Origin of the sequence: Phaeobacter gallaeciensis DSM 26640 (assembly GCF_000511385.1) — a bacterium.
Classification (GTDB): Bacteria; Pseudomonadota; Alphaproteobacteria; order Rhodobacterales; family Rhodobacteraceae; genus Phaeobacter; species Phaeobacter gallaeciensis.
Genome location: NC_023137.1, coordinates 2,154,760 through 2,177,947 on the forward strand (window position 1 = coordinate 2,154,760; position 23,188 = coordinate 2,177,947).

General features: G+C 59.0%; 23 protein-coding genes. 11 read left to right on the forward strand and 12 right to left on the reverse strand.

Going from position 1 to position 23,188, the window contains the following annotated elements:
• Positions 1 to 53 precede the first annotated feature (53 nt).
• Both hydA and GAL_RS10345 read right to left on the reverse strand, forming a co-directional pair.
• Positions 54 to 1,508: a dihydropyrimidinase gene (hydA, locus tag GAL_RS10340; RefSeq protein ID WP_024097530.1), complete on the reverse strand. Its 1,455-nt coding sequence runs from the start codon at positions 1,506 to 1,508 to the stop codon at positions 54 to 56.
• Between the two features lie 125 nt (positions 1,509 to 1,633).
• Positions 1,634 to 2,884: a Zn-dependent hydrolase gene (locus GAL_RS10345; RefSeq protein ID WP_024097531.1), complete on the reverse strand. Its 1,251-nt coding sequence runs from the start codon at positions 2,882 to 2,884 to the stop codon at positions 1,634 to 1,636.
• A gap of 240 nt (positions 2,885 to 3,124) precedes the next feature.
• Here GAL_RS10345 and GAL_RS10350 point away from each other — a divergent pair, with 240 nt between their 5' ends.
• A complete protein-coding gene (locus tag GAL_RS10350) occupies positions 3,125 to 3,745 on the forward strand; it encodes a TetR family transcriptional regulator C-terminal domain-containing protein (protein ID WP_040104058.1) in 621 nt (206 codons plus the stop codon).
• A 121-nt stretch (positions 3,746 to 3,866) separates the two neighbouring features.
• Here GAL_RS10350 and preA read toward each other — a convergent pair whose 3' ends face one another.
• The 4 genes from preA to GAL_RS10370 form a co-directional block, all read right to left on the reverse strand.
• Positions 3,867 to 5,171, reverse strand: coding sequence for an NAD-dependent dihydropyrimidine dehydrogenase subunit PreA (preA, locus tag GAL_RS10355; protein ID WP_024097533.1), 1,305 nt, complete (start codon positions 5,169 to 5,171; stop codon positions 3,867 to 3,869).
• Between the two features lie 53 nt (positions 5,172 to 5,224).
• On the reverse strand, positions 5,225 to 6,559 hold the full coding sequence (locus GAL_RS10360) for an NAD(P)-dependent oxidoreductase (protein WP_024097534.1): 1,335 nt from the start codon (positions 6,557 to 6,559) through the stop codon (positions 5,225 to 5,227).
• A 325-nt stretch (positions 6,560 to 6,884) separates the two neighbouring features.
• On the reverse strand, positions 6,885 to 7,280 hold the full coding sequence (locus GAL_RS10365) for a RidA family protein (protein WP_024097535.1): 396 nt from the start codon (positions 7,278 to 7,280) through the stop codon (positions 6,885 to 6,887).
• 171 nt (positions 7,281 to 7,451) lie between these two features.
• A complete protein-coding gene (locus tag GAL_RS10370; protein ID WP_014874404.1) occupies positions 7,452 to 7,715 on the reverse strand; it encodes a DUF2312 domain-containing protein in 264 nt (87 codons plus the stop codon).
• Positions 7,716 to 7,947: 232 nt separating this feature from the next.
• On the opposite strand from GAL_RS10370, the gene GAL_RS10375 reads away from it, so the two are divergent.
• Positions 7,948 to 8,169: a hypothetical protein gene (locus GAL_RS10375; RefSeq protein ID WP_024097537.1), complete on the forward strand. Its 222-nt coding sequence runs from the start codon at positions 7,948 to 7,950 to the stop codon at positions 8,167 to 8,169.
• A gap of 112 nt (positions 8,170 to 8,281) precedes the next feature.
• Here the strand turns inward: GAL_RS10375 and GAL_RS10380 are convergent, their stop codons facing one another.
• Positions 8,282 to 8,512, reverse strand: coding sequence for a hypothetical protein (locus GAL_RS10380; RefSeq protein ID WP_024097538.1), 231 nt, complete (start codon positions 8,510 to 8,512; stop codon positions 8,282 to 8,284).
• Between the two features lie 346 nt (positions 8,513 to 8,858).
• Here GAL_RS10380 and GAL_RS10385 point away from each other — a divergent pair, with 346 nt between their 5' ends.
• The 4 genes from GAL_RS10385 to GAL_RS10400 all read left to right on the forward strand — a co-directional run bounded on the left by GAL_RS10385 (position 8,859) and on the right by GAL_RS10400 (position 11,171).
• The gene (locus GAL_RS10385; RefSeq protein ID WP_024097539.1) at positions 8,859 to 9,722 is read left to right on the forward strand and encodes an MBL fold metallo-hydrolase; all 864 of its coding nucleotides are present in this window, start codon (positions 8,859 to 8,861) and stop codon (positions 9,720 to 9,722) included.
• A 119-nt stretch (positions 9,723 to 9,841) separates the two neighbouring features.
• Positions 9,842 to 10,270 carry a YeeE/YedE family protein gene (locus tag GAL_RS10390; RefSeq protein WP_024097540.1) on the forward strand — a complete coding sequence of 143 codons (429 nt, stop codon included), beginning with the start codon at positions 9,842 to 9,844 and terminating at the stop codon, positions 10,268 to 10,270.
• Positions 10,270 to 10,701, forward strand: coding sequence for a DUF6691 family protein (locus GAL_RS10395; RefSeq protein WP_024097541.1), 432 nt, complete (start codon positions 10,270 to 10,272; stop codon positions 10,699 to 10,701). Before GAL_RS10390 ends, GAL_RS10395 begins: the two co-directional genes overlap by 1 nt.
• Positions 10,702 to 10,712: 11 nt before the next feature.
• Positions 10,713 to 11,171, forward strand: coding sequence for a TIGR01244 family sulfur transferase (locus tag GAL_RS10400; RefSeq protein ID WP_024097542.1), 459 nt, complete (start codon positions 10,713 to 10,715; stop codon positions 11,169 to 11,171).
• A 116-nt stretch (positions 11,172 to 11,287) separates the two neighbouring features.
• On the opposite strand, the gene GAL_RS10405 is transcribed toward GAL_RS10400, so the two are convergent.
• The 5 genes from GAL_RS10405 to GAL_RS10425 all read right to left on the reverse strand — a co-directional run bounded on the left by GAL_RS10405 (position 11,288) and on the right by GAL_RS10425 (position 17,620).
• Positions 11,288 to 12,673 carry a FliM/FliN family flagellar motor switch protein gene (locus GAL_RS10405; RefSeq protein WP_024097543.1) on the reverse strand — a complete coding sequence of 462 codons (1,386 nt, stop codon included), beginning with the start codon at positions 12,671 to 12,673 and terminating at the stop codon, positions 11,288 to 11,290.
• A gap of 80 nt (positions 12,674 to 12,753) precedes the next feature.
• On the reverse strand, positions 12,754 to 15,432 hold the full coding sequence (locus GAL_RS10410; RefSeq protein ID WP_024097544.1) for an ATP-binding protein: 2,679 nt from the start codon (positions 15,430 to 15,432) through the stop codon (positions 12,754 to 12,756).
• Positions 15,432 to 15,767 (reverse strand): hypothetical protein, encoded by a 336-nt coding sequence (locus GAL_RS10415; RefSeq protein ID WP_024097545.1) that lies wholly within the window; start codon positions 15,765 to 15,767, stop codon positions 15,432 to 15,434. Before GAL_RS10415 ends, GAL_RS10410 begins: the two co-directional genes overlap by 1 nt.
• Complete coding sequence (locus tag GAL_RS10420) at positions 15,764 to 16,207, reverse strand: response regulator transcription factor (RefSeq protein WP_024097546.1); 444 nt, start codon at positions 16,205 to 16,207, stop codon at positions 15,764 to 15,766. The genes GAL_RS10415 and GAL_RS10420 overlap by 4 nt, the downstream gene beginning before the upstream one ends.
• 99 nt (positions 16,208 to 16,306) lie before the next feature.
• Entirely contained in the window at positions 16,307 to 17,620 is a 1,314-nt protein-coding gene (locus tag GAL_RS10425; protein ID WP_024097547.1) for an XRE family transcriptional regulator, read from the reverse strand.
• Between the two features lie 232 nt (positions 17,621 to 17,852).
• Here GAL_RS10425 and GAL_RS10430 point away from each other — a divergent pair, with 232 nt between their 5' ends.
• From GAL_RS10430 to GAL_RS10450, 5 genes are all read left to right on the forward strand, one after another.
• A complete protein-coding gene (locus tag GAL_RS10430; RefSeq protein ID WP_014874393.1) occupies positions 17,853 to 19,199 on the forward strand; it encodes a substrate-binding protein in 1,347 nt (448 codons plus the stop codon).
• Positions 19,200 to 19,351: 152 nt separating this feature from the next.
• Complete coding sequence (locus GAL_RS10435; RefSeq protein ID WP_024097548.1) at positions 19,352 to 20,374, forward strand: branched-chain amino acid ABC transporter permease; 1,023 nt, start codon at positions 19,352 to 19,354, stop codon at positions 20,372 to 20,374.
• 4 nt (positions 20,375 to 20,378) lie between these two features.
• Positions 20,379 to 21,581 carry a branched-chain amino acid ABC transporter permease gene (locus GAL_RS10440; protein WP_024097549.1) on the forward strand — a complete coding sequence of 401 codons (1,203 nt, stop codon included), beginning with the start codon at positions 20,379 to 20,381 and terminating at the stop codon, positions 21,579 to 21,581.
• Positions 21,582 to 21,593: 12 nt separating this feature from the next.
• Positions 21,594 to 22,349 carry an ABC transporter ATP-binding protein gene (locus GAL_RS10445; RefSeq protein ID WP_024097550.1) on the forward strand — a complete coding sequence of 252 codons (756 nt, stop codon included), beginning with the start codon at positions 21,594 to 21,596 and terminating at the stop codon, positions 22,347 to 22,349.
• A 12-nt stretch (positions 22,350 to 22,361) separates the two neighbouring features.
• Positions 22,362 to 23,117 (forward strand): ABC transporter ATP-binding protein, encoded by a 756-nt coding sequence (locus GAL_RS10450; RefSeq protein ID WP_024097551.1) that lies wholly within the window; start codon positions 22,362 to 22,364, stop codon positions 23,115 to 23,117.
• The last annotated feature ends 71 nt before the right edge of the window (positions 23,118 to 23,188 follow it).

Here is a 23,188-nt window from a genome sequence, read left to right on the forward strand (position 1 = left end):
CCTTGATTTCATACAGGAAAACGGGCCGCCAATACTGGCAGCCCGTCCCTGAATTACACACCTGTCACCGGAATACCCGACCGTTCCACCGGACGCGGCGCCGTCAGATCTTTCCAGGTCGACAACGCCTTGTTCACCGTCGCATTGGCCTCGCGCTCAACGAAGGTGCCATGGCCCTCCTGACAGCGGATCTCACCATCATGAACCGCCACATGGCCACGGGTCAGGGTAAAGCGCGGCAACCCCTTCACCTCATGCCCCTCAAAGACGTTATAGTCGATCGCCGACTGCTGGCTCGCCGCCGAGATTACCTTGGTCTTTTCAGGATCCCAGACCACCAGATCCGCATCCGCCCCGACAAGAACCGCACCTTTCTTGGGGTAGCAATTCAGGATCTTGGCAATATTGGTCGATGTCACGGCAACAAACTCATTCGGTGTCAGCCGGCCTGTGGCCACCCCATGCGTCCACAGCATCGGCATCCGGTCTTCCAACCCGCCGGTGCCATTGGGTATCTTGGTGAAATCACCCACACCAGTGCGTTTCTGCGCCGTGGTAAAGGCACAGTGATCTGTTGCCACAACCGACAGCGAGCCAGATTGCAACCCGTTCCAAAGACTGTCCTGATGCTGCTTGTTGCGGAACGGCGGCGACATCACCCGACGCGCCGCATGATCCCAGTCCTGATTGAAATACTCACTTTCATCCAGCGTCAGATGCTGGATCAACGGCTCACCCCAAACACGTTTGCCCTGCATACGCGCACGTCGGATGGCCTCGTGACTGTCTTCGCAGGACGTATGCACCACATAAAGCGGCACGCCTGCCATATCGGCGATCATGATGGCGCGATTGGTGGCCTCGCCCTCCACCTGCGGCGGACGGGAATAGGCATGCGCCTCGGGACCATTGTTGCCCTCCGCCAAGAGCTTGGCCGACAATTCGGCTACCACATCTCCGTTTTCGGCATGTACCATGGCAATGCCGCCCAGCTCCGACAGCCGCTGAAACGAGGCATAGAGCTCATCATCATTCACCATCAACGCGCCCTTATAGGCCATGAAGTGTTTGAAGGTGTTGATGCCCCGCGTTTCAATGACGGTTTTCATATCGTCAAAGACTTGCTCTCCCCACCAGGTCACCGCCATATGGAACGAGTAGTCGCAGTTGGCACGGGTCGACTTATTGTCCCAGCGCTTCAGCGCGTCCAGCAGGCTTTCACCCGGGTTGGGCAGCGCAAAATCCACCACCATGGTGGTGCCGCCAGCAAGCCCCGCCCGCGTCCCACTCTCAAAATCATCGCTGGAGTATGTCCCCATAAAGGGCATCTCCAAATGCGTATGCGGATCAATGCCGCCCGGCATCACGTAGCAGCCGGTTGCGTCCAGCTCCTCGTCCCCTTTCAGCCCCTGACCAATCTCGGTGATTATACCATTCTCGATCAGCACATCCGCCTTATAGGTCAGATCCGCCGTCACGATGGTGCCGTTCTTGATGACTTTCGCCATGGTCTATCTCCCTGTGAGAGCGCGGTCATTGCCGCATCTTTCTTGTTACCCCCAACGGCACAGGCATCTTCTGGCCCGAAATATCCCGGGGGAGCCGCGCTGGCGCGGCGGGGGCAGCGCCCCCCCTATGCGACGATTTCAGCAGTCTCCAGAACTGCGTGCAACATGACATCTGTGCCAGCTGCCGCCCAGTCCTTGGAGATATCCTCCGCCTCATTGTGACTCAGCCCGTCAACGCAGGGGCACATGATCATTGCGGTCGGGGCCAGATCGTTGATCCAGCAGGCATCATGCCCGGCGCCGGAGACGATATCCATATGGCTATAGCCCAGCCGCTCAGCAGCGGAACGCACAGCACTCACGCAGCCCTCGTCAAAGGTTACGGGATCAAAATGCCCGACCGGCTCGATCTCAAGTCCAAGACCAAGCTCATCAGCAATTTCCTTCGCCTTCACCTCATATTGTGCCCGCATTGAGGTCAGTTTCTCCAGATCAGGCGAGCGAAAATCGACCGTAAACACCACTTTGCCGGGGATCACATTGCGAGAGTTTGGATAGACATCACAGTGACCAACGGCGCCCACCGCATGGGGCTGGTGTGCCATGGCGATCTGATGCGCGGCTTCTGTCATGCGCGCCATACCTAAGCCCGCATTGACCCGCATATTCATCGGAGTGGAGCCGGTATGCGCATCCTTGCCAGTGACGGTGCATTGCAGCCACCACAACCCCTGACCATGAGTGACAACGCCGATATCCTTGTTTTCCGCTTCAAGGATCGGCCCCTGTTCAATGTGCAGCTCAAACATCGCGTGCATCTTGCGGGCGCCGACCTCCTCGTCGCCGATCCAGCCAATACGCTTCAGTTCATCGCCGAATGTTTTACCGTCCGCATCCTCGCGGGAATAGGCCCAATCCTGCGTGTGCTTTCCGGCAAACACACCAGAGGCCAGCATCGCAGGTGCAAACCGCGTGCCCTCCTCATTGGTCCAGTTTGTCACGACAATCGGATGTTTGGTCTTGATGCCAAGATCATTAAGCGTGCGGACAACTTCCAATCCGCCCAGCACCCCAAGCACACCATCGTATTTGCCGCCTGTGGGCTGCGTATCCAGATGCGATCCCATATAGACCGGCAGCGCATCGGGGTCGGTCCCTTCGCGCCGGGCAAACATATTGCCCATCGTGTCCAGCCCCATGGTGCAGCCTGCTGCCTCGCACCACGTCTGAAACAGCGCGCGTCCCTCGGCGTCTGCATCGGTCAGGGTCTGACGGTTGTTACCGCCTGCGACACCGGGGCCGATTTTTGCCATTTCCATCAGGCTGTCCCACAGCCTGTCGCCATTGATCTTCAGATTCTGTCCAAGCGACGTCATCTCAGCTTCCTTCCCTGTTGCCCTGCTTTTTCGCAGGGACGTGCGGCTTTGCGCCTTGTCGGTGGCTTTGAAACGCTGGTCATGATTTGACCAACTGGTCAAACTCAGGCTATCACGGGTGGACATTCAGTCAAGAAATTGCGTCTAACGAAGCAAGAAAACTCCGGCAGGCAGAGCCGGTTGAGTGAAAATCAGGCGCGCAGCGGTGTTGCGGCCCCCAGGAAGAGCCCGAACAGCCCGATGCCCAAGGATCGCAGCCCGACCCGTATTCAGAAAAAGAATCGCGCCACCATTCTGGAAGCCGCCCTTGAGGTGTTTTCCAACAGCGGCTTTCGCGGTGCCACCGTCGACCAGATTGCCCGCGCCGCCGGGTTAAGCAAGCCCAATCTGCTTTATTACTTCCCCTCGAAGGAGGCGATTTTTACCGAACTGCTGTCGGGCCTTCTCGACACATGGCTGGATCCGCTACGCGCCATTGATCCCGAGGGCGATCCGCTGGAAGAATTCTTGGCCTATGTGCAGCGCAAATTGCAGATGAGCCGGGATTTCCCGCGCGAAAGTCGGCTGTTTGCCAATGAAATTGTGCAGGGTGCGCCGCGGATGCTGGAGACCCTATCCAAGGATCTGAAACCTCTGCTGGAAGAAAAAGCGGATCTGATCGAAGGCTGGATGAACGCAGGCAAGCTGAACCCGACCCATCCGAAACACTTGCTGTTCTCGGTCTGGTCACTGACCCAGCATTATGCGGATTTTGATGTTCAGGTGCGAACGTTGATGGGGGATGAGGATCCTTTTGGTGCGGCGCCAGAGCATCTGGATCGAATGTTCAGGCGCATGCTGACACCCGCCAATACCCACTGACACCAGCACTGGCTGAGTGTCGCTCTCTTTATTGATAAGACAAATAAAAAACGGCGCGCCGATCAGGGCGCGCCGTTTCTTATGTCACTCCATCCGACCATGGCAGGCCGGTGACCTCCGCTTACTCCGCAGCGGTCACTGAGGGGTTGTTCGGATGGGTTGTCCAATTGGCATAATCGTCGGAAACAACCTCGCCCGTGCGTTCATCGATCTGCCCGGCGGGCACCTCCTCCATGGTGATGCAGCCTTCGACCGGGCAAACATTGACGCAGAGGTTACAGGCCACGCATTCGTCATCTTTCACGGTGAAGACGCGATCCTCGCTCATGGCGATGGCCTGATGTGACGTGTCCTCGCAGGCGGCAAAGCAGCGGCCACATTTGATGCAATCATCCTGATTGATCTTGGCCTTGGCGACGTAGTTCAGATCCAGATATTGCCAGTCGGTGACATTTGGCACAGCCTTGCCAACAAAATCATCCAGCCGGTCATAGCCTTTGTCGTCCATCCACTGGTTCAGGCCAGAGATCATCTCCTTCACCACATTGAACCCATAGGTCATGGCGGCGGTGCAGACCTGCACATTGCCAGCGCCCATGGTCATGAACTCAGCCGCATCGCGCCAGGTTGTGACGCCACCGATCGCTGAAATCGGCAGACCATGAGTTTGCGGGCAACGGGCAATTTCGGCCACCATATTCAGCGCAATCGGCTTCACCGCTGGGCCGCAATACCCGCCATGTGTACCTTTGTCGCCAATGGTCGGCTCCGGCGCCATGGCATCAAGATTTACTGACACAATGGAGTTAATGGTGTTGATGAGGCTGACCGCATCTGCCCCGCCAGCCTTCGCCGCACGTGCAGGGTGACGAATATCAGTGATATTCGGCGTCAGCTTCACGATCACCGGTTTGGAGTAGTATTTCTTGCACCACTCCGTGACCATCTGGATGTATTCCGGCACCTGCCCCACGGCAGACCCCATGCCGCGCTCCGCCATCCCATGCGGGCAGCCGAAGTTCAGTTCAATGCCATCCGCACCCGTTGCCTCAACGCGCGGGAGGATATCTTTCCACGCCTGCTCCTCGCAGGGCACCATCAGCGATACGATGATGGCACGATCTGGATAGTCCTTCTTCACACGGGTGATTTCTTCGAGGTTCACCTCAAGCGGGCGATCCGTGATCAGCTCAATATTGTTGAGGCCGAGAAGCCGACGATCCGCGCCCCAGATGGCACCATAGCGCGGTCCGTTCACATTGACGACCGGCGGCCCTTCGGAACCAAGGGTCTTCCAGACCACCCCGCCCCAGCCGGCCTCAAAGGCACGGCGCACGTTATATTCTTTGTCCGTTGGCGGCGCAGAGGCGAGCCAGAACGGGTTCGGAGATTTGATCCCCAGGAAATCTGCTGTCAGATCAGCCATTTGTCTGTTCCTTACACTGGCAACACAGGGCCGGGTCTGGCCCCGTGGCTGGCTTAGCCCATCAGGCTGGCGTGGATATCCATAGCGGCGTCGCGACCTTCGGCGACGGCTGTCACGGTGAGATCTTCTCCACCAGAGGCGCAATCCCCCCCGGCCCAGACCCCGGCAAGCGACGTGCGGCCCCGCCCGTCCACCTTGATCTTGCGCCCTTCAAGCGCCAGCGCATCAGGCTGATCCTCCAGCGTCTGTCCAATCGCCTTGTAGATCTGATCCGCTGCTATCCGCACCGTCTCTCCGGTGCCGCTCAACTGGCCGCCCTCGCTTTTGGTATATTCCAGCTCGATTTCAGCACAGGCACCGTTGCCATGCACCGCGACAGGTTGAACATTGAACAACAGGCGCACCCCTTTGGTTGCAGCCAGATCCTGCTCAAAGCGGCTTGCGCCCATGGCGTCACGGCCCCGGCGATAGGCGATGGTCACAGTCTCTGAACCAAGAAGCTTGGATTGCACCGCTGCATCCACTGCCGTCATCCCGCCGCCGATCACAACCACATTGCGCCCAACCGGCAGATTGGTCAGATCCTCGGCCTGGCGCAGCTCCGCGATAAAGTCGACCGCGTCACGCACACCATCCTTGTCCTCGCCCTCCGCACGCAGCGCATTGACGCCGCCAAGACCGATCGACAGGAACACCGCATCATAATCGGCTTTGAGCGCGTCCAAGCTCAGCTCAGCTCCGAGCTTCTTGCCGTATTCCACGGTGATCCCACCGATTTGAAGCAGCCAATCCACTTCACGGCTGGCGAAATTCTCGGTCGATTTATAGGCGGCAATCCCAAATTCGTTGAGGCCACCCGCCTTGGGCCGGGCCTCATAGATGACTACATCATTGCCCAGCATTGCCAGACGGTGCGCCGCTGCCAATCCTGCAGGGCCCGCGCCTACCACAGCGACCCGCTTGCCCGTTGCCGCTGCGCGCGTGAAGGGATGCACGCCCTTCTCCATCAACGTGTCGGTGGCATGGCGCTGCAGGCGACCGATCTCAACCGGCTTGCCCTCAGCCGCCTCGCGGACGCAGGCTTCCTCACAGAGTGTCTCGGTCGGACACACCCGGGCGCACATGCCGCCAAGGATGTTCTGTTCCAGAATAGTCTTCGCTGCCGCTTCCGGATGGCCGGTCTGAATCTCGCGAATGAACTGAGGAATGTCGATGGTGGTGGGACATGCCGTCATGCAGGGCGCATCGTAGCAGAAATAACAGCGATCCGCTGCCACTGCCGCCTCATGCGCCTCATATTGTGGATGCAGGTCTCCAAAGTTATCGGCAATTTCGGAGGCGGACAAACGCCCTGCCTGGATGCCGGATGCCTGATGGCTGGTCGCCATTGGGTGTCTCCCTGGATTTGGTTTTTATGCAAATCAGAGTGCCACAGTTTGATTTTTTATCAACTGGTAAAATTTTTAACCCGTCGATTTTCTAAATCACCCTCTTGAAGGAAGAGCAGCAACACATTGCGATCAAATAATAATACTCCCCTGCTCAAAAGTTGAGCAGCAAAGGGAAAGCCCCCCAATCGGCAGATTTATGCAGATAGCGCACTCGAAATAGGGTCAGCACAGTTGCCCCAAACAAGACAAAAGACGCCCCTCCGCCCGAAACAATCGAACAGAAAGCCGCCTCAACAAGATCTGATTAGATGCGCGGTCCTGGTTAGGCGAGCATCGCGGTGGCTTCAATCTCGATCTTGGCGCGATCTTCTACAAGCCCCGCAACCACCACCATCGTCATTGCAGGAAAATGGTAACCCATGACAGCCCGATAGGCCGCCCCGACCTCACGCTGATGCGCCAGATACTCGGCCTTGTCGGTCACATACCAGGTCAGCCGGGTGATGTCGCTGGCGCTGCCACCAGCTTCCTGCACGACTGCCAGAATATTCTCCAGCGCCTGGCTCATCTGACCGATGAAATCGTCCGTCTCAAAGACCTGATCCGCAGTCCAGCCAATCTGGCCGCCAACAAACAGCACCCGCCCCTCGCCGATCATGCCGTTGGCATAGCCTTTGGCAGGTTTCCAGCCTTCGGGGTGCACATTCACTGTCGGCATGTTTGGCTCCTGTCCTGAGCGCGACGATCCGCGCAACCACTTTCAGGTCCCAATATCCACTAGGATGAAATTTACTTCAAGCTTAAAATATGCAAACTTAAAGAACAAAAAAGCCCTCCGCGAACACGAAGGGCCAAACAGGCTTGCGCCATCATGTAAGGCCATATCGGCTCACATACCGAGCGCTTCCTTGTACATTTCAAGAACCGCTTCTTCTTCGGCGATATCGTCTTTGTCGCGCTTGCGCAGCGCGATCACCTTACGGATCACCTTGGTGTCGTAACCGCGCGCTTTGGCTTCGGCCATGATCTCTTTCTGCTGCTCAGCAAGATCTTTTTTCTCAGCGTCCAGACGCTCAAACCGTTCAATAAACTGGCGCAATTCACCAGCGGTCACACGGTAGCTGTCGCTTTTTTCGTCTTCGGTCATATCCATCGTGGGCTCCGTCGGCAAAGGGTGGAAACTCGGGTCAGCCCTCCAGATACAATCGCGCCCCTTGCTCCGCAAGCGGTGATAGGGAGATCCGACACTCGACCTGCCCGAATAGGCTAAAACGACCACAGTCAGTATACGCACCCGACCACGGCTGGCTTGCCCTGCCTCGGGCAATCAGGTAGGCGCAGGCCGAACACGATCGGCGCAGCGATGCGCGCCACTGGAGAGTGCCATGTACGAGATTATGGTTTGGGCCGGAGCGGCCGTATCTGTAGCAGGTCTGATCGGGCTGATGTGGAGCGTTGTGCGCGTAATGCAAGCCAAACGGCAAAAACTGGACGACGACGCCCTGCGCACGGTGGTTCAGAAGGTGCTACCCTATAATCTTGGCGCGTTATTTCTGTCGGTCATTGGGCTGATGCTCGTCATGCTGGGGCTGACACTGGGCGGCTGATCGCTAACGCAAAACGGCCATGGCTATCGCAGCCGACGACACCTAGATGTGGCCGTCCCAAGACACCTACATCTAGGTCTATCTCCCCATGCAAAACGAGGTCGGCGCGGCTTCAGACGGGCATGTTGTCGAACATTTCCTCGGCCGCTTCCTCACTGAGCATCTGCTCCAACCGCTGCATGCGGCTTGGAACGCGGCCACCCGCGACCCGCAAACGGGTCAGTGTTCGGCTGAACTCAGAATATAAAACTAGCCGATCCAGCCGATGCGCAGCCAGTATTCTGCGTTCCAGCCCTTGTGCTTGCTGCATAAGATTGTCGATCTTCCCGTTATCACTGGTCATTCTGCACTCCTCCCTTGGACCTGCATGTCGGGCCGCATCAGCGACATAGCCCGGATGCTCAGCAGGATTGCCGGAGACTGCACAACAGCCTTCCAACTCCATACCGGCACCCGAATTTTAACGCAGTTCATCGTGGCTCATCACACCGCTGTCGCAATGATAGCAGGAATCCCGCTATCCGACCTTGAGCAAGATCAACCATAGCGGGAAATCACAATCATGCAAGTCAGCGAACCGAACATGGCCGTCTCTTTCGACGGGCTATAGCCATGCAAGTTTTATCGCCTGCGCCCTTGTACATATTCACATTTTAATATATGTAATAAGAAGCAGCAGGAGGTCCCCCATGAAGCCGATCGTCAAAGCGTTTTTTGATGAACAGACAAACACCGTATCTTACGTCGTGCGCGAGCCGGATGGCACCGCCTGCGCCCTGATCGATTCCGTTCTGGATTTCGATCACGCAGCCGGTCGCACCGACACCCGGTCTGCCGATGAGATGATCGCCTGGGTGAAGGCCGAGGGTCTGCGCGTTGAGTGGATCCTTGAAAGCCACGTCCACGCCGACCACCTCTCAGCCGCCCCCTACCTTCAGGAGCATCTGGGGGGTAAAATCGGCATCGGGGCCAATATCACCCTGGTGCAGGATACCTTTGGCAAGGTTTTCAACGAAGGCACGGAATTTCAACGCGATGGCAGCCAGTTTGATGCGCTGTTCCGCGAGGGCGACAGTTTCCACATCGGACAACTGCGCGGTGATGTACTTCACACACCAGGCCACACACCCGCCTGTCTTACCTATGTGATCGGGGATGCTGCATTTGTGGGCGACACACTGTTTATGCCCGACTTTGGCACCGCCCGCTGCGATTTCCCCGGTGGCTCCTCCGAAGCCCTGTTTCAGTCGATCCAGAAAATCCTGACGCTCCCCGATGAGACCCGTATTTTTGTCGGCCATGACTACAAGGCACCGGGTCGAGACGATTATGCCTGGGAAACCACGGTGGGTGAGCAGAAAGCGCTCAACATCCACATTGGTCGGGGCCGCCCGATAGAGGACTTCGTCGCTATGCGGGATGCTCGCGATGCAACACTGTCCATGCCGCGTCTGATCCTGCCATCTCTGCAGGTCAATATGCGCGCAGGCCAGATGCCGGACGCAGATGCAGACGGGAATGTCTACCTGAAGGTGCCGATCAACAAACTCTGATTTCAGAACTTCCGGATGGGGCCGCCCTAACGCCACCCATTTCGCAGACGGCTGCCAGATCCGGTGCGACAAGGGCCCGAGTTCCCAGCCATAGATTGATAGATCACAAGGATTTCACCATGAATATAGACTGGATCTGGGGGCTGATTGGTGGCGTGCTGATCGGCACGGGCGGTGCGGTGTACCTGCTCGGCAATGGGCGTATCATGGGGGCTAGCGGCATTCTTGGCGGCCTGATTGACGGCAGCGGTCGCAACAACGCGGCTGAACGGCTGGCCTTCATTGCAGGCGTAGTTCTGGTCCCGCTGGTCATGTGGCTGACCGTCGCCGAAGCGCCGGATACGCATCTCACCCCGAACACAGCGGTGATTGTCGCCGCCGGACTTCTGGTAGGACTTGGCACGCGGATTGCCAATGGCTGCACGTCCGGTCACGGCGTCTGTGGCATCTCCCGGCTGTCCCTGCGCGGGTTGATCGCAACCATCATCTACATTCTAGCCGGTGCTCTGACACTGGCTCTGTTCCGCCATGTCTGGAGCCTGATCTGATGCGTCTTCTTCTGTCTTTCTTAGCTGGCGGGCTGTTTGGTCTCGGCCTGTTTCTCTCTGGCATGACCGACACGCAAAAGGTTCAGGGCTGGCTTGATATATTCGGCGCGTGGGATCCGACGCTGGCCTTTGTGATGGGCGGGGCCATACTGCCGATGGCGCTGGCCTGGCAATTGACCCGCGGTCGTGCGCCACTGGTCGGCGGCCACTTTCCGTCTCCCCCACGGCAGGAACTGGACCGACGGCTGATCATCGGATCTATCCTGTTTGGCATTGGCTGGGGGCTGGCTGGCCTCTGCCCCGGACCGGCGATTGCCTCTCTCAGCTATGGCGGCACCGGCGGCATCATTTTCATCGCAGCAATGCTCCTCGGTATGATCGCGGCGCCTGCAGTCGCCCTGCGACTGGACCGCGCGGCTGCAAGCGCGTAAAAGGCAGGATCATGGACCCACGCACGTTGACCCCCCGCTACTCCGTCTCGCCGCAAATTTCGGTTGAGGACCTGCCGCAGCTGGCCGCCGCCGGATTCACCATGGTAATCTGCAACCGCCCTGATGCTGAGGTTCCGCCCAGCCATCAGGCCGATGCCATCCGCACCGCTGCCGAGGCGCAGGGATTGCGGTTCAAGGTGCTGCCATTGACCCACCAGACCATGACACCAGAGAATGTCGCCAAGCAGCAAGCGTTTGTTGAGGCTTCGGATGGTCCGGTACTGGCTTATTGCGCATCCGGCACCCGCTGCTCGGTTGTCTGGGCATTGGGCCAAGCGCCGCTTATGCCGGTGGACGAGATCCTCGCCACCACTGCAGAGGCCGGTTATCAGCTTGATGGGCTGCGCCCGACGTTGATGGCGGTGGCCACTCAGGCAGCACAGGCAGCCCCTGCTGAAAACGACATCTGACACGTCAGCTGAAACTCTAGCTGTAGATGAGCTTCACACTGTAAGACGCGGAAATATAATGGCAGTCCGGGTCACGCACTGCCATTAATTCTTCTCGGGTTCTCAGCCTTAAGGGTTCACCCGGTGCCACTGTTCAGCCCGGCAAGATCAGAGATTTCCACCGCAGCGGCGTCCGCGCTGAAATCGCCAAGGCCGTCACCTAGGCCATCCCCGAGGTCATCGCCCATCGGCATCGCACCAAGGTCTGGCAGATCTCCAAGATCGGGTAGATCGCCGGACATGGCGTCACCAAGCCCATCACCCAAACCGTCGCCAAGGCCATCAGGAAGGTCGCCCGCCATCGGCATGCCCGCCAGATCACCACCAAGGTCGCCGCCCAGATCACCTCCGAGGTCACCGCCCAGATCGCCGCCAAAGCCGCCTAGATCGCCCCCGAGATCACCGATCCCATCGCCAAGGCCTCCGGCCATGCCGCCCATGGGATCCTGTAACCCATCAGCCGCGACAGAGAGATCCAAGGTTGGTGGTTCATGTTCCAGCGCACCGGCACCACCGCCCATGTGGGACGAAAACGCACCCTCGTCGGCGGCATTGTCGTTCACCAGTTTCGTACGAGGATCAGTTAGCCTGACAGCGCGGGCGCCATTCATCTGGCCCAGACGCCCCTGAGCGATGGCCTGACCGCTGATAGATATCATTTCCGTCTCATAGAGGTAGGCCTGATCTAGCGGCAGAAGATCTCCTTCCTCAAGCGAGGAAAATTCGTTCGCGGGGACCTTCATCTTGCACAGAACAGCGCGCAGCTCGGCCCGCATGGATCCCATATTGCTTCCCAGCGATGGGCCGGCCTGATGGGCGTTTTGGCCGGCCTCGCCCAGATCCTCGGGCGAAGGCTCAGGCAGGATCAAGGTCAGCCCGCCTTGCATCGCCCCACAGGCAAGATCCAGCGTCAGCTCAATCACCCGGTAGTCTTCCGCCTCAAGCCCCAGAACAAGGCTGCGCACATCCTCGACCTGTGCTCCGAAACGATAGCCGGAGAAAATCGCCTCATCTTTCTGCTGGACCAGCATGGAGACCACCTTGGCAAAGGTGCGCTCAAGAAAATCGGCAACCATGGCGGCGTCTGTCGGGGTGTAGTTCCGCTCGCTCGGCGCCTTACCCAGAACCTGCCCCATGGTCTGCTGTTGAATAAGGGCGGTTACGGTCGGTGCATCCAGCGTGGCGGCCCCAATTCGCCCGTGCGGCCCATCCAACACCACCAACAGATGCTTGTCCGACAAATGTGGTGGCAGGTCTTCGGGAATGCGGTTGGCCTGACGCGCGGCCAGCACCGCCACGGGAAGATCACACAGATCCGCTGCCGCCCGCGCAATCGAACGGCGCAAGGCCTTAAGGGTCAGGGAACTGGTTAGCCCGCCCTTGCCCTCCTTGGTGGCTGCCAGTTTGCGGGCCAAGACCCCGCCGCCACCAGTCGCTGCTGATTCCGATTTCGTTTCAGACATAGGTTGTAAACCTGCCCCTCTCGCACCGCTTTGCCCTAGGTTTATCCAAGAGTGGTTACCAATAACTTTACGCTAAACAGTTAAACCGGGTTTTCCTGACGAAGAGGTAACGAAACCTGAAAGGCACCACCGACCTCCCCCGAAAGATAGGCCACATCGCCGCCAAGACGCTGCATGATCTCACGGCAGATCGCCAAACCGAGGCCCGCGCCGCCTGCCCGTTCCGGGCTAACCCTCGAAAATTTCTCAAAAATAGTGGTCCGAAACTCTGGCGGGATCCCGCTACCATTGTCGATGAAATCTATAAACAACCGATGATCGCTTTGACGGGCGGTGATGCGTAATTCCGGATCCGCTGCCGTACAGTATTTGTCGGCGTTTGCGATCAGATTAATGAACACCTGCGCCAACCGGTCTAGGTCGGAGGAGAGCCGCATATCATCCGTCGCTGCGCTGCGCTCCACCCGCAACCGCGCCGATCCATCGGCCAGCGCAGTGGCCACCGCATGATCCAACACATCCCCCAAACGTCCTGCACTGATGTTGAGGCTCACCTGACCATTTTCCAGCACGCTGAGGTCCAGCAAATCGTTCAGCAGACGGGTCAGCCGCTGCGCCTCATCGTGGATAATGCCCGCATAGCGGCTGTGATCCTGTGACGCGAGGTTTTCGGTATCACGCAAGATTTCGGAAAACGCTCGGATGGAGGTCATCGGCGTGCGCAATTCATGGCTCACCTGGCTGAGGAACGCATCCTTCTGTTGCGACAACTGCGTCAGTTTTTCATTTGTTTCCTGAAGCTTGCGCGCCGTTCTTGACAGTTCTTCGGACTGTGTTTCAAGCCGATTGGAATACTCAAGGATCTGCGCCGTTTCATCCGCCACCGCCAATAGATCCTGCACGGAAACCGATGACCCGCCGACAATCTGCCCGACCATCGCATGGGCCGCCGCCGCCCCGATAGAGGCGCTGAGTTCGCGTTCCAGACGCTCCAGAAACGCTGGGGTCGGCTCGGGCAGCGGGCCACGACCGCCCTGACGCGCCAATTCGCTCTGAAAGAACGTCTGTGCCTCACCCGCCCCCAGGATGCGCTGAGACATGACCATCAGATCCTCGCTCTGCGCCACAGATCCGGTCCAGCCGCGCGGACCCGAAGAATGGTCGAATACATGCACAAATTGCGCGCCCTGAAGGCGCTCCATCGGACTGGGGAAGGTCAGCAGAGATCCAATCAGGAACGCCGCGGTGTTCAATGCCATCGACCACAGGACCGCATGGACCGTAGGATCCAGTCCTTCAATCCCGAAAAGCGCATGAGGGCGCAGCCACGACAGGCCCATCAGCCCATCCGTCAGTACACGCGCAGGCAGCAGTCCGCCGCCCAGTTCTGGCAACAGCATCGTGTAAAGCCAGATTGCAAACCCAACGGACAAGCCCGCAAGTGCGCCGCTTCGGGTCGCGCCACGCCAGAACAGCCCGCCCACAAGACTTGGCAGCATCTGTGAAATACCGGTAAACGAAATCAAACCAATAGCAGCCAGCGCAGCTCCGCCGCCAGACAGCGTGTAGTAGAAATACCCCAGTGCCATGATGCCCGCGATAGACAGCCGCCGTGACAGCAGCACGACGTGTCGCACATCGCCAGAGACGGAGGCACCCACCTCCTGCCAGCGCAGCCAGATCGGCATGACGATATGGTTGGACACCATGGTGGACAGCGCCATCGCCGCAACAATCGCCATGGATGTTGCAGAGGAAAATCCTCCCAGAAAAGACAGCATCGCCAGCCCCTGCTGGCCCTCGGCCAGAGGTAGGGTCAGGACAAACAGATCCGGGTTCGACCCGACCGGCAACAGCTCCAGCCCAATGGCGGCAATCGGCACCACAAAGATCGAGATCAGCAGCAGATAGAGTGGAAAAGCCCAGGCCGCGATGCGCAGATGGCGTTCGTCCTCATTCTCGACCACCATAACCTGAAACATACGCGGCAGGCAGACAAAGGCCGCTGCCGACAGGAAGGTGATCGTCGCCCAGCGTCCGCCATCGACCTGCCATTGACCTATCGCAGAGGCATCAATCCGCGCCATGGTCTCGCCCACGCCGCCTGCAATCCCCCAGACAACGAAGATACCAACCGCCAGCAGCGACACCAGCTTCACCACGGCTTCAAGCGCCACCGCCGTCACCACGCCGTGGTGCCGCTCATTTGCGTTGAGATTGCGCGTGCCGAAGAGAATGGCAAAAGCCGCAAGCCCCGCTGCAACCCAGAACACCGTCTGCGTCTCATTGATACTGCGCAGGGGGTCAGCCTTGGCAAAGATCGAGAAAGACAGGGTAATCGACTGCAATTGCAGCGAGATATATGGCGTCGTGCCAATCACAGCGAGGATCGTGACCCCGATCGCCAGAAGGTTGGATTTCCCATATCGCGCCGACAAAAGATCCGCGATGGAGGTGATCCGCTGGCTGCGACCGATACGGACCAGCTTGCGCAGCCCCCACCACCAGCCGACCATGACCAGCGTCGGGCCAAGATAGATGGTGATATATTCCAACCCCGAACGCGCCGCGTAACCCACCGCCCCGTAAAAGGTCCAGGCTGTGCAATAGATCGACAGCGACAGCGTATAGATCAACGGTGACCGCATCCAGCGAGCAGCGCGCCCATGACTGGCGTGACGGTCCGCGGCGAAAGCCACGATGAACAACAGCGCAACATAGCTCAGACAAACCAGCGCCAAAACATTGAGCGACGCCATCAGTCCGCGTCCCCGCCTCGGCGCGGCTCGCCACCTTCGGTCCAGTGCTCCGCCCAGCGCCTGACCGCCAGCGCGAAGCCAAAGCTCGCCAGAATCAGCCCCGCCCAGACCACGAGGATATAGATCATCGCCTGTGACAGCGGCATGCCTGACATGCTGTCCGGTGCAGGATAGGGGTCTGGGTCGGGCCACATCAGTGGCACAAGCAGCAACAGTGCGCCCAAGACAGGCAACAGGCGCGCTACATCCATCAAACGGCGGCGGCGATAGGTCCGGCGTTCAACAAACGGCGCGCCGGTTTCGCCCTCGCTCTCCGCGCCGTCGCCACGGATCATCCCTGGCGGGCCTGTTCAGTCAGATCAGCAGCCGCACCGCCAGCCTCAGACATACCTGCGCGGTTCTGCGCCGCCTGCGCATGAAGGTCACGGACTGCGGTCAGAACCTCGTTGTTGGAAAACGGTTTGGTCATGAACCGGGTTACCCCGGCCTGCTCTGCCATTTCGCGGTCGCGCAGCTGTCCCCTTGCGGTCAACATCAAAACCGGCAAATCCGGCAGCTGCCCGCTGTCGCGCAATTCACGAATGATCTCCAGCCCGCTTTTGCCGGGCAACATCAGATCCAGGATCACCAGATCCGGCTTCGCCGTGCAGATCACCTCAACCGCATCGCTGCCATCGGCGTGGCTGTCGACCCGCCAGCCGTCGCGGGTCAGCAGAAATCGGATCGCCTCGGTGATATTCGGCTCGTCTTCGACCAGAACAACATGCCTGCCCATTGTGTGGATATTCCTCCCCTACGCCCGATCCTTCGCGAGGTCATTCCCTCAAGGCGTCTCCGTCCCTGCCGCAACAGTAGCGTTGCGGTTGCGCTGCTGTCAAAACTCTTCCTTCAGGATCGACGGTTCACGCCGCGCCACACAGTCGCGGCGCGAACAGATCCGGCAGCTGGCCCCAACCGGCTGTGCCGTTTCAACCACGTCGCCCTTTGGCAGGATCAGCATCACCGCATGATAGAGAGGGTCGCTGTCAAACCCCGGCCTCTGGTGAGGCCAGGACACCGCCAGACAATCAAATCCGACGGCACTCCGCCCCTGCTGCACCACATCCCGGCGCACTGGCTCCTGTGGACGCGACAAAGCCGTATATAGCGGCCAGAGCGGGCATGATGCGCCAAAGCGTGGCAGAGCGAACCCCGTCACGGGCTTGCGAAACAGGATGGAGCCAGAGGCGTCACAGATCACCAGCCCCGCCTCCTGCCCCAGAACCGCAGGCGGCAGCGCCCCAAGACGACGCAGCACAACGGGCAGATCGCATTGAAACGCGCGCGCCAACGCGTCCGGCGCGACCCCCTCGCGGGCGAGCTGTTCGCTCAACGGCTCCAACGGAATCACCTCGGCATCGGCGCAATATTGTTGCAGGGTGGAGCGCGCAATCAGCCCCCCGGCCTCGCTCACCAGATCATCGGCCCCAGCAACCAGCGCATCAATCATTGCCGGGCGTGCAGAGGCCTCAGCGACTTCAAGCTCAGGGAAATGATGTTCATGGGCCGCAAAGAACTGCTCCACCTCCTCCTGCGGGACGCCGCGACGCTCGGCTGAGGTATTGCTCTCGTCCAGAAAATTCACCAGCGCACGGCTGCTCTCTGCCAGACGGAAGGAATCCTCATTGAGGTTCTTGTGGAACCGATCACGCCATTCCGCTTCCAGTTCGCCGGTTTCCGCCAGAATCGACGCAGTGGAACGGATCGCAGCAGCTGTCGACAGCACCTCATGAAGCGAGGCCGCCAGTAACGGATCGTGGGTCAGCCGGTCCGACAGGGTTTGTACCGTGCGCTCCAGACTGGCAATCCGCTGCTGGCTCTGCGCCAGAACCTCGGCCCAGCCCGGGAACCTGCCTGCAAATTCATCCACCCGGTCCAGTTCAGCAACAGGTCTGCGAAGTTCCGCAGCAGCCTCACGCAGGGTCGACAGCAGCGCCACCTCCGCCCCTTCGGTCAACATGGACGGTTCAACCGCCAGCACACGTGCCAGATCAACCAGCAGCTTGCCGCCGATTCTGCGCCGGTTGTGTTCAATCAGGTTCAGATAGGAGGCCGAGATATCGACCTGCCGCGCCAGTTCGGCCTGACGCAGCCCCAGCATCAACCGCCGCTCGCGGATACGACTCCCTGTCAGCGTGTCACGCCCCATGGCGGCATTCCCTTTCAAAAGCATGACGGATCAAGGGCTTTCTGCACCGCAACATAAGTTTCTTTACAGAAAACCCTTAACACCTGTTCATTTGTTTACAGAATAAACCAGCATTTCAAGGGTTTTATTGCGTGATTTTACAAGCCACGCCCATACTGGTTTTGCACGAAAACGTGCAGACGTCAGCGGAAGTGAGGAGCTGTTGCCGTCGTTACACATAAGGGAGGAATACATGTCCAAGACTGACGTATCGCGTCGCGGAGTCCTGAAGACCGGTGCCATCGCGGGTGCCGGCGTGGCGCTTCCGACGATCTTTACCGCATCGTCTGCAGCCGCGTTTACAAATGAGCCAACTGGCAGCACCGTGACGCTGGGCTTCAACGTACCCCAGACTGGCCCCTACGCAGATGAGGGCGCAGACGAACTGCGGGCTTATCAGCTGGCCGTTGAACATCTGAATGGCGGCGGCGACGGCGGCATGATGAACACCTTCTCGTCCAAAGCCCTGCAGGGCAACGGGATCATGGGCAAGGAAGTCAAATTCGTAACCGGCGACACCCAGACAAAATCCGACGCGGCCCGTGCCTCGGCCAAGTCGATGATCGAAAAAGACGGCGCCGTGATGATCACCGGCGGCTCTTCTTCCGGTGTGGCGATTGCTGTACAGGGTCTCTGCCAGGAAGCTGGCGTGATCTTCATGGCGGGCCTTACCCATTCCAACGACACCACTGGCAAAGATAAAAAAGCCAACGGTTTCCGCCACTTCTTCAATGGCTACATGTCTGGTGCTGCACTGGCACCGGTGCTGAAGAACCTCTATGGCACCGACCGTAACGCCTATCACCTGACGGCGGACTACACTTGGGGTTGGACACAGGAAGAATCCATCGCCGCCGCCACTGAGGCGCTGGGCTGGAACACCGTAAACAAGGTTCGCACGCCGCTGGCCGCCACCGACTTCTCGTCCTATATCGCGCCTGTTCTGAACTCCGGTGCCGACGTGCTGGTGCTGAACCACTACGGTGGCAACATGGTGAACTCGCTGACCAACGCAGTGCAGTTTGGCCTGCGTGAGAAGGTCGTTAACGGCAAGAACTTCGAAATCGTTGTTCCGCTGTACTCCCGCCTGATGGCCAAGGGTGCGGGCGCCAACGTGAAGGGCATCCACGGCTCCACCAACTGGCATTGGTCGCTGCAGGACGAAGGCTCACAAGCCTTCGTTCGCTCCTTCGGCTCCAAATATGGCTTCCCGCCGAGCCAGGCGGCACACACCGTTTATTGTCAGACCCTGCTGTATGCAGATGCAGTCGAACGCGCAGGCTCCTTCAACCCCTGCGCTGTTGTTGAGGCCCTCGAAGGGTTTGAATTCGACGGTCTGGGCAACGGCAAGACGCTGTACCGTGCCGAAGATCACCAGTGCTTCAAAGACGTGCTGGTCGTGCGCGGCAAGGAAAACCCGACCTCGGAGTTCGACCTGCTTGAAGTTGTCGAAGTGACCCCGGCGGAACAGGTGACCTACGCGCCGGATCATCCGATGTTCGCAGGCGGTGCCCTTGGCACCTGCAACAGCGGCGCCTAATCACAGACTTAGGGCGGGCGCAAATCATGTGCCCGCCCTGCTAATCTCCCGGCGCCAACCTGCCTGACAATTCACGACGACAGGACCAGCGCCGATGGCGCTGAACAGCCGACTTATGCCAATTCCAGACGGACCAACCGAAGGTGGGGACAATGGACGCAATCCTATTGCAAATCTTAAACGGGCTCGACAAGGGCTCTGCCTATGCGCTGATCGCGCTGGGTCTGACACTCATCTTTGGCACGCTGGGCGTGGTGAACTTTGCCCATGGGGCGCTGTTCATGATCGGCGCCTTCTGTGCGGTCACCGTGCAACGGGTCCTGAGCCTCAGCTTTGAAACCGTAGATGAAACCCAGAAGGATTTTCTGGGCAATCCCCTCAAAGTCAAAACTCCCTATGTCGAAAGTTGGTTCGGCCCCGAGGTGGGCGGCGCCATCATAGACTGGGCGGTGCCACTGGCGATCCTTTTTGCCATCCCGATCATGATCGCGGTTGGCTATGTCATGGAACGCGGGCTGATCAAACATTTCTACAAACGCCCCCACGCGGACCAGATCCTGGTGACCTTTGGCCTCGCCATCGTATTGCAGGAGGTGGTGAAATACTTCTACGGCGCCAACCCGATCCAGACCCCTGCCCCGGATGCCCTGAACGGTGTCGTCAACCTAGGCTCCGTTATCGGGATGGACATCGTCTATCCGGTCTGGCGTGTGGTCTATTTCTTCTTCGCAGTAGTCATCATCGGCGGCATCTTCTCATTCCTGCAATTCACCACATTCGGCATGGTGGTGCGCGCAGGCATGGCGGACCGTGAGACTGTGGGCCTTCTGGGCATCAACATCGACCGCCGCTTCACCATCATGTTTGGTATCGCCGCCGCCGTCGCCGGTCTGGCTGGTGTGATGTACACCCCGATCAACTCACCCAACTATCACATGGGCATGGATTTTCTGGTGCTGAGCTTTGTGGTTGTTGTTGTTGGCGGCATGGGGTCCCTACCCGGCGCCGTGCTAGCTGGCTTTCTTCTCGGCGTGCTCGAAAGCTTCGCGTCGATGAATGAAATCAAATCCCTGATCCCCGGCATCGACCAGATCATCATCTATGTGGTCGCAATCATCATTCTGCTCACCCGCCCGCGGGGCCTGATGGGCCGCAAAGGTGTGATGGAGGACTAAGCACATGTTCGCACTCAACAAAAAAGATAGGACGCTGCTGCTGGTCGTTGCCATCCTGACCCTGTTCGCACCGTTCATCCTGAACCCCTTCCCAACGGGCAGCGCGCTGGCGCAGTTCAACGCGGGCTACCCCGACCTAATGCAACGGTTTGTGATCTTCGGCATCTTTGCCATCGGCTTCAACATCCTCTTTGGCCTCACCGGTTACCTGTCCTTTGGCCATGCGGCCTTCCTCGGTGTAGGGTCCTATTCAGCTGTCTGGATGTTCAAACTGCTGAGCATGAACGTCGTACCGGCGATTGTTTTGTCGGTGATCGTCGCGGGCCTGTTCGCTTTGGTCATTGGCTATGTCAGCCTGCGCCGCTCCGGCATCTACTTTTCAATCCTGACGCTGGCCTTTGCACAGATGTCCTTCAACCTCGCCTATTCGGTGCTGACCCCGATCACCAATGGCGAAACGGGTCTGCAGCTGACACTGGATGATCCTCGTGTTCTGGGTGCCTCTGCCACCGCCGATGGCTCCATCCCGGTAACCAACCTCTTTGGTATGGAGATGCGCTCAACCTTTGAGATGGCCGTCGGCCCTTGGGCATTCCAGTTCAACGCGGGCTACTATCTCTGCGCGCTGATCCTGCTGGCCGCCTTTTACCTCTCGATCCGCATCTTCCGCTCGCCCTTTGGCCTGATGCTGAAGGCCGTGAAGTCGAACCAGCAGCGGATGAACTACACGGGTCTGAACACCCGTCCCTACACGCTGGCGGCCTTTGTTATCTCCGGCATGTATGCCGGTCTGGCTGGCGGCTTGATGGCCTCCATGGACCCGCTGGCTGGTGCTGAGCGGATGCAGTGGACCGCCTCCGGCGAAGTTGTCCTGATGACCATCCTCGGCGGTGCCGGCACGCTGATCGGCCCGGTTCTGGGCGCAGGTTTCATCAAATACTTCGAGAACATCTTCTCCAAGATCAACGACAATGTGCTGCACAGCTGGTTCAGCTTCATGCCCGACGGGATCGAGGACGCGATGGTCTTCATCGTGCACCCCTTCATCGGCAAGGGCTGGCATCTGACCCTCGGCATCCTGTTCATGCTGGTGGTGATCTTCCTGCCCGGCGGCCTGGTCGAAGGCGGACAGAAGCTGCGTGGCTGGATCCAGGGGCGCAAAGCCAAAAAAGACGGCCCCTCGGGCAAAACTGAACCTGCGGAATAAGGAGCAAGACCAATGGGTATCCTTGAAGTTAAAAACGTAGGCAAGCGGTTCGGTGGCCTTCAGGCCCTGTCCGAGGTGAACCTCAGCGTGCGCGAAAACACGGTCCACGCCATCATCGGCCCCAATGGGGCGGGCAAGTCCACGCTGCTGAACTGTCTGGTGGGCAAGCTGATCCCGGACACCGGATCGGTGATGTTCGATGGCAAATCCGTCCTCGGCCGCGCGCCCTATGAGATCAACCAGATGGGCATTTCCCGTGTGTTCCAGACGCCTGAGATCTTTGGCGATCTGTCGGTGCTGGAAAACATGATGATCCCCTGCTTTGCCAAGCGCGACGGCGCCTTTGAAATGAATGCAATCAGCGCCGTCTCCGGCCAACGTGACATTCTGGAGAAGGCAGAGCACATGCTGGAGGAGATGAACATGGCCGACAAACGGCACATGAACGCCGCCTCCATGTCACGTGGGGACAAAAGGCGGCTTGAGATTGGCATGTGCCTTAGCCAGGAACCGCGCCTTCTGCTGCTTGATGAGCCCACGGCGGGCATGGCGCGCGCCGATACCAACAACACCATCGATCTGCTGAAACAGATCAAATCCGAGCGCGATATTACCATCGCGATCATCGAACACGACATGCACGTGGTGTTCTCTCTGGCGGATCGGATCACTGTTCTGGCGCAGGGCACCCCGCTGGTGGAAGACGATCCGCAGAACATCAAAGGCAACCCGAAGGTGCGCGAAGCCTACCTCGGCGAGTCGGCGTAAGGAGATCACAAGATGAACGTCAAACCCGACTTTTCCAAACACGCCAACCATGCGACCACGGCACCGGCCTTTCTGTCGGTCTGGGACATGCATGCCTACTACGGCGAGAGCTATATCGTGCAGGGCATTTCCTTCAACGTGCATGAGGGCGAGATCCTCGCGCTTCTGGGCCGCAACGGTGCCGGCAAAACCTCAACCCTGCGCTCCATCGCGCGCACAGGCTCACCTATGGTGACCAAGGGTGAGATCTGGTTGGACCATCAGCCCCTGCACAAGATGTCCTCGCATGAGGCGTCCGCCGCGGGTCTGGGTCTTGTCCCAGAAGATCGCCGCATCATCCCCGGCCTCACCGTTGAGGAAAACCTGCAGCTGGCGCAGATCGCCCCGCCCATCGGCTGGTCTCTTGAGAGACTCTACGAGCTGTTCCCGCGTCTTGGCGAACGCCGCAAGCAGGAGGGCGTCACGCTTTCCGGTGGCGAACAGCAGATGCTGGCGATTGCCCGCGCATTGGCCCGTGACATCAAGGTGCTGCTGCTGGATGAACCCTATGAAGGCTTGGCCCCCGTTATCGTGGATGAGATCGAAAAGACCCTTGTCCACATCAAACAGCAGGGCATCACCACCGTCATCGTCGAACAGAACGCGGTACGCGCGCTGGAGTTGGCGGATCGCGCGGTGATCCTTGATACCGGTGGTATCGTCTTCGATGGCTCCGCCGCAGAAGTTCTCGAAAACGAAGAACTGCGCGCCGAATACCTGGCCATCTAACCCCAACACTCCCCGTCGGGCCGGTTCATGTGCCGGCCTTGGCACCTCGGGGCTGATGCAGTGGCATCAGC

Bases quoted from the DNA above. Each gene is read 5' to 3' on its own strand.
- hydA (WP_024097530.1), bottom strand. From the start codon at position 1,508: ATGGCGAAAGTCATCAAGAACGGCACCATCGTGACGGCGGATCTGACC.
- GAL_RS10345 (WP_024097531.1), bottom strand. From the start codon at position 2,884: ATGACGTCGCTTGGACAGAATCTGAAGATCAATGGCGACAGGCTGTGG.
- GAL_RS10350 (WP_040104058.1), top strand. From the start codon at position 3,125: ATGCCCAAGGATCGCAGCCCGACCCGTATTCAGAAAAAGAATCGCGCC.
- preA (WP_024097533.1), bottom strand. From the start codon at position 5,171: ATGGCTGATCTGACAGCAGATTTCCTGGGGATCAAATCTCCGAACCCG.
- GAL_RS10360 (WP_024097534.1), bottom strand. From the start codon at position 6,559: ATGGCGACCAGCCATCAGGCATCCGGCATCCAGGCAGGGCGTTTGTCC.
- GAL_RS10365 (WP_024097535.1), bottom strand. From the start codon at position 7,280: ATGCCGACAGTGAATGTGCACCCCGAAGGCTGGAAACCTGCCAAAGGC.
- GAL_RS10370 (WP_014874404.1), bottom strand. From the start codon at position 7,715: ATGGATATGACCGAAGACGAAAAAAGCGACAGCTACCGTGTGACCGCT.
- GAL_RS10375 (WP_024097537.1), top strand. From the start codon at position 7,948: ATGTACGAGATTATGGTTTGGGCCGGAGCGGCCGTATCTGTAGCAGGT.
- GAL_RS10380 (WP_024097538.1), bottom strand. From the start codon at position 8,512: ATGACCAGTGATAACGGGAAGATCGACAATCTTATGCAGCAAGCACAA.
- GAL_RS10385 (WP_024097539.1), top strand. From the start codon at position 8,859: ATGAAGCCGATCGTCAAAGCGTTTTTTGATGAACAGACAAACACCGTA.
- GAL_RS10390 (WP_024097540.1), top strand. From the start codon at position 9,842: ATGAATATAGACTGGATCTGGGGGCTGATTGGTGGCGTGCTGATCGGC.
- GAL_RS10395 (WP_024097541.1), top strand. From the start codon at position 10,270: ATGCGTCTTCTTCTGTCTTTCTTAGCTGGCGGGCTGTTTGGTCTCGGC.
- GAL_RS10400 (WP_024097542.1), top strand. From the start codon at position 10,713: ATGGACCCACGCACGTTGACCCCCCGCTACTCCGTCTCGCCGCAAATT.
- GAL_RS10405 (WP_024097543.1), bottom strand. From the start codon at position 12,673: ATGTCTGAAACGAAATCGGAATCAGCAGCGACTGGTGGCGGCGGGGTC.
- GAL_RS10410 (WP_024097544.1), bottom strand. From the start codon at position 15,432: ATGGCGTCGCTCAATGTTTTGGCGCTGGTTTGTCTGAGCTATGTTGCG.
- GAL_RS10415 (WP_024097545.1), bottom strand. From the start codon at position 15,767: ATGATCCGTGGCGACGGCGCGGAGAGCGAGGGCGAAACCGGCGCGCCG.
- GAL_RS10420 (WP_024097546.1), bottom strand. From the start codon at position 16,207: ATGGGCAGGCATGTTGTTCTGGTCGAAGACGAGCCGAATATCACCGAG.
- GAL_RS10425 (WP_024097547.1), bottom strand. From the start codon at position 17,620: ATGGGGCGTGACACGCTGACAGGGAGTCGTATCCGCGAGCGGCGGTTG.
- GAL_RS10430 (WP_014874393.1), top strand. From the start codon at position 17,853: ATGTCCAAGACTGACGTATCGCGTCGCGGAGTCCTGAAGACCGGTGCC.
- GAL_RS10435 (WP_024097548.1), top strand. From the start codon at position 19,352: ATGGACGCAATCCTATTGCAAATCTTAAACGGGCTCGACAAGGGCTCT.
- GAL_RS10440 (WP_024097549.1), top strand. From the start codon at position 20,379: ATGTTCGCACTCAACAAAAAAGATAGGACGCTGCTGCTGGTCGTTGCC.
- GAL_RS10445 (WP_024097550.1), top strand. From the start codon at position 21,594: ATGGGTATCCTTGAAGTTAAAAACGTAGGCAAGCGGTTCGGTGGCCTT.
- GAL_RS10450 (WP_024097551.1), top strand. From the start codon at position 22,362: ATGAACGTCAAACCCGACTTTTCCAAACACGCCAACCATGCGACCACG.